The 5511-nt window shown below is 44.9% G+C and carries 2 protein-coding genes; one reads left to right on the plus strand and one right to left on the minus strand.

What is annotated here, in order from left to right; translation table 11 throughout:
• Positions 1–681 precede the first annotated feature (681 nt).
• On the minus strand, positions 682–834 hold the full coding sequence (locus ABSG47_RS20890) for a hypothetical protein (RefSeq protein ID WP_424172513.1): 153 nt from the start codon (positions 832–834) through the stop codon (positions 682–684).
• Positions 835–1151: 317 nt separating this feature from the next.
• Between ABSG47_RS20890 and ABSG47_RS20895 the strand changes: the two genes are divergently transcribed.
• Positions 1152–5507 carry a hypothetical protein gene (locus ABSG47_RS20895; RefSeq protein ID WP_424172515.1) on the plus strand — a complete coding sequence of 1452 codons (4356 nt, stop codon included), beginning with the start codon at positions 1152–1154 and terminating at the stop codon, positions 5505–5507.
• Positions 5508–5511: the final 4 nt, after the last annotated feature.

Below are 5511 nucleotides of genomic sequence, written 5' to 3' on the forward strand. Positions count from 1 at the left end.
CCCGGATCCTAGGGTTAAGGGATCGTGTCGGAGGATTATCCCTAACTCCATCACGTTAAAGGGAACCTTTATAGGGACCTAGGTTGCCGTGGAGGCAGTACAGTAGTTACAGTAGTAGATTTCCTGTAGTTCCTCGGCATTGGGTGGCCCACTTGGGTGAATACCGCTGAGAAGTCCTCCAAATCATTAAGTGGGGGGATAACTGGGACAACCGTCTGGACCCCGGTTTAGTTTAGCTTAGTAAAATACCGATACAATTTTTTTTTGATACTTTTTGGTAGTGCCAAGTGTAGTTGTTGACTTGGACTACTCCATTATCTTTTCTCTTCCTCCTTTTGGGTTATCCAGCTGCTCAAAAAGACAGAGTCATCTGAAGGACTTCTTACTTTTTTGATTTTTTTTTTCTCAATAAATTCAATTAATATCTGACTATATAATATGTATGCTGTTTTTTCTTTTTATTAATTAAATATTTTAATGGAGATTTAATTAGGGATCAAACACCTCCAAATACCCCACAACGTGTTCGTACAGCTGCCCGCCAGAGTGAACGTAGCAATCGCACTCTGGACAGCCCTGAACATCGTCGCACCCCTAATCAACCTGTCTATCCTGATATTCCTCCTTTACGCTTTGATAATGTTCCTGTACCTCAAGCACCTCTTCCTCCTCAAACTGCAATTACTCAAGATGATCCTTTTGCTCTACATGCACCTGCAGAACGCGCTCAGGGATTTCAGCCCCTCCAGTATAATAATTTGCCTCAGGATCTTGCACAAAGATATGCAGCTTTACCTCCTCTTCAGCCTTTGCTTCCAGTATGTATTTTTTCATGCTATTTTGCTGCTGTCATGTATTTATCATTTCAAATTAGCCTCGCCAGTTCAATCATCTGCCTGCCAATCTTGCACAGCAACATGCAGCTCTACCTCCTCTCCAGCCTGTTCGTGGAAGAAGAAGGGGAAGAGGAAGGAGTCCTCCTCCACCTCCAGTATGTGGAGTTTTTAAATTAAACTGTACATACATATCTGACTTATGAATTTTAGATTCCACCTCAAGAAGCTCCTTTGCCTAATCCTCTCTTACCTCATCCTAGAGTTTTGCCTTTGCCACAACCTGCTGCTTTGCCTATGCTGCACCAACCTCCTCCTATGCCTAATCCTCTCTTTGATCCTCCACCACCCCTACAGCAACCTCCGCTACATCCCGCTGCTTTGCCTATGCCACAGCAACCTCCTCCTCAACCTGACGATCGTCCATTACCTGAGTGTTGGCGCTTTGCTTTCAAACCATTTGATCGTAACTGGCCAGTTCACTACTTGGGTAGAATGGATGTGTCCTGCTCTGACTGTGGGGCTTTACACTGGATGGAGGAGAAATTATCTGACAGTCCCATTATACGTCCTGTATTTGGCATGTGCTGCTTTAGCGGCAAAATCAAAATTCCCAGACTAGATGACCCTCCCCCTGAGCTTCTTAACCTGCTTTTAGGTCAAGACGACATCTCAAAGAATTTTCGGAATCATATTCGCACTTACAACAATGCATTGGCCATGACATCTCTGGGATGTAATCAGGATAAAGCTATCAATAATGGTAATGGCCCATATGTGTTCAGAGTTCAAGGTCGACTGTGCCATAAAAGTGGTTCTCTCATTCCTCGAGAGGGAGCAGATCCTGTCTTTGCTCAGCTTTATATTTACGATCCTCAAGAGGCACTCCAATATCGCATGGACCATCGTGCCAATGTAGATCTTCACAGGGAAACAATGCAAACTCTCCAGGACATGCTTTATCGTCATCACCCAGCAGTTGAGTTGTATAAGCAGGCTATTGAAATGACACAAAATATGGATCAGTGCACCATTGCCCTTCATTTCGACCCTAATGATACTACTGATCTTCGTCGATATAACCTGCCTACCAACACATCCAACGAAATAGCAGTCATCTTACCTGGAGACGGTGATCAGCGTACTCAAGGTAGAGATATTGTTCTTCATAAACGTGGTGGTGGACTTCGAGAAATTGACGATCTCCATCCCCTGTATCATTCTCTCCATTATGTTCTGCTCTTTCCAACTGGGCAGCTTGGCTGGCATCTTAATATTCCTCACATGGAGGTGGAGCATCGACAAAATCGTCGACAAAACCAAAACCAAGAGCGTAGAGTTGGAAGGACCAAGGTCACTCAGTTAGAGTACTTCAAGTACCGTCTACATCCCCGTCTTAATGAGTCAAACCACATCTTTAGAGCTGGAAAACTCTTTCAGGAATATGCTGTTGATGCATGGGCTACAACCGAGCAGTCCCGTCTTTCATACATTCACCGCAACCAAAACCAGATTAGAGCAGATACATATCGGGGACTGGCAGATGCAGTGGCAGCAGATCCTGCTGCTAATGGAGAAGACTTGGGCCAACGTTACATTCTTCCCTCTACCTTTTCTGGCAGTTCTCGATCCATGATCCAAAACTGTCAGGATGCTCTTGCCATCAACCGTCACTTTCATGGTGCTGATCTCTTCCTCACTATGACTGCCAATCCAAACTGGCCAGAGATCAAGGAGGCTTTGCTACCAGGGCAGACGACTGCAGACAGGCCTGATTTGGTGGATCGTGTCTTTAAAGCTAAGGTGAACCAACTCAAGGCTGATCTTTTCAAACATGGCTACCTTGGAAGGACAGTTGCACGTGTGTGGACTATTGAATTTCAGAAGCGTGGCCTTCCTCACATCCATATGATCATCTTTCTGGACCCAGATGACAAGCTACGGACTCCTGAAGAAATCGACTCTCTTCTTTCAGCCGAATTTCCAGATGAGGTAGAGGAACCTGAACTATTTGAGTTGGTCAAGAAGTTCATGGTCCACACTCCCTGTGGTGCTCAGAATCCCAATGCTCCTTGCATGCGTGATGGAAAGTGTTCCAAAGGTTTTCCAAAGCCCTTCAGAGATGAGACAACATTAAACGAGGACTCTTATGCCAATCTTAGGAGACGTGACACAGGGAAGAAGTATCAGGTTGGAGGTTATGAGGTGGACAATCGATGGGTGGTTGGCCATCCACGTTACTTGCTCTGGAAATACCGCTGTCATATTAACATGGAGTCCATCTTCTCAGTCAAGGCTGTCAAGTACATCTACAAATATGTGTACAAAGGTCATGATCGCACTACTATGGAGTTTGGGAGGTGTCTGGATGAAATCAAGCTTTACTTGGACTCCCGCTATGTGTCTGCCTGTGAAGCCATTTGGAGATTGTTGTGCTTTTCAATGCATGAGGAATCTCCTAACATTGTCCGACTTCAGGTTCATCTGCCAAACCAACAGTTAGTCACGTGGAATCAGGATGCCACTCCTAACCTTCAGACAGTTCTTGAAGACCAAGAGACCAAGGATACAACTCTTACAGGATACTTCAAAGCCAATGCCAATACCCGTCACGACTTTTCAGCAGCATGTCACCTTCTTTATCAGGACTTTCCTTCCAAATTTGTATGGAATACCAAGGAAAGGAGGTGGACTCCAAGGAAAAAGGATACTGCTATTGGTCGCATGTACTATGCCCATCCAAGCTCTGGGGAACGCTTCTATCTCCGCACACTTCTTTGTGCTGTCAAAGGTGCCACATCATTTGAGGTTTTACGATCTGTTAATGGAGTTATCCTTCCGACCTTTCATGCTGCGTGTCTGGCACGAGGCTTACTGGAGGATGATAGTGAGTGGAGGCAATGTCTTCAGGAAGCTGCCCATATGGCAAGTGGTCATCAATTGCGCAACCTCTTTGTCACCATTCTTCGCGATTGCTCTCCATCTGATCCTCTGGCTCTTTGGTTGGAATTTCGAGGCAACATTTGTGATGACATTCACCACAGGCTCCACGCACAACATATTCTTGACAATGCTACTGAAGACGAAATATACGATTATGGCCTTCACCTTATTGATCAAATCCTTCGTGCTGGAAACAGAGCTTTGCAAGACTGGCCAGCCATGCCTCTTCTTCAGAGGAATTGGGCTTTAGCAGTTGGCAATAGGTTGATTGCACAACAGCGCTCCTATGTCATCCATGAGCAGACTCACCTGGCTACCCAACGCGTACCAACTCTTAATGATGAGCAGCGTCCAGCTTTTGACAACATTGTTACTGCTGTGGAGACAAAATCTGGACAGACTTTCTTTCTTTCTGGGCCTGGAGGAACTGGGAAGACATATCTTTACAACACCCTCTGCTGCTTGCTACGAGGTCAGGGAAAAATTGTTCTCTGTGTTGCTTCCTCAGGAATCGCCTCCCAGCTCTTGATGGGTGGTCGTACTGCTCATTCCACCTTCAAAATCCCAATCGAAATCCATGAAAGCTCACTCTGTAATATTACAAAAAATTCTGACCTGGCAGAGTTAATTTGCAATACTGATTTGGTCATATGGGATGAGGCTCCAATGCAACACCGTCATATCCCTGAAGCAGTGGATCGATCCTTCCGCGACATCAGAGGATGTCAAGACAAGGTCCTTGGAGGTCTTACAGTGGTTTTTGGAGGAGATTGGAAGCAGATACTGCCTGTTATTGTCAAAGGTTCACGTCCACAAATTGTTGGTGCATGTCTTCAGAGATCTCAGCAATTATGGTCATCAATCAAAGTCCTCAAACTCACAAAGAACATGCGTCTAAACACCCAGAACATTGCTGAGCGTGATTTTGCAAAGTGGCAGTTAGAGGTTGGTCATGGGAAGCATACAGATCCAACTGGGTCAATCACACTTCCTGATCATTTCAAATGCCCTGAAAACAACATCTCCTCCTTAATTCAAACAATATATCCTGGCATTGATCAACTTCCTCTTCAACCTGATCACTACTTTGCTCAGCGTACCATTCTCACCAGCAGGAATGATGATGTTGATGACATCAATGAAGCATTGCTTGCACAGTTTCCTGGACAGGAGAGAGAATTCCTTAGTGCAGACTCAATCAAGAATGATGGGGCCAATGATGAAGGGGATTTGCTTTATCCAGTGGAGTATCTCAATTCAATCAACTGCTCTGGATTGCCACTCTCAAAGTTGAAGTTAAAGGTTGGATGTCCTGTGATGGTGTTGAGGAATTTAAATCCAGGAGAGGGTGTTTGCAATGGGACTCGAGCAGTGGTCACTCGACTTAGTAATCGTGTTTTGGAAGTCAGGCTGTTAACAGGAGAGCATGCTGGAACAACAACATTCATTCCACGTCTGGGTTTGACTCCATCAAATACTCAAGTGCCCTTTGAATTCTGCCGCCGACAATTTCCTGTCAAGGTTTGCTTTGCAATGACCATCAACAAATCACAAGGACAGTCAGTGGATCATGTGGGATTAGATCTTAGGAATGCAGTGTTTACACATGGACAGTTATATGTGGCTATTTCTCGAGTCACCTCTGTACATAACATCAAGGCTATATGGGACAGTAGATCTGCACAACCTGTAACTAAAAACATAGTATACCCAGAAGTAATTATTGATTAGAAAT

Origin of the sequence: Occallatibacter sp., from assembly GCF_049510455.1 — a bacterium.
GTDB lineage: Bacteria > Acidobacteriota > Terriglobia > Terriglobales > Acidobacteriaceae > Telmatobacter.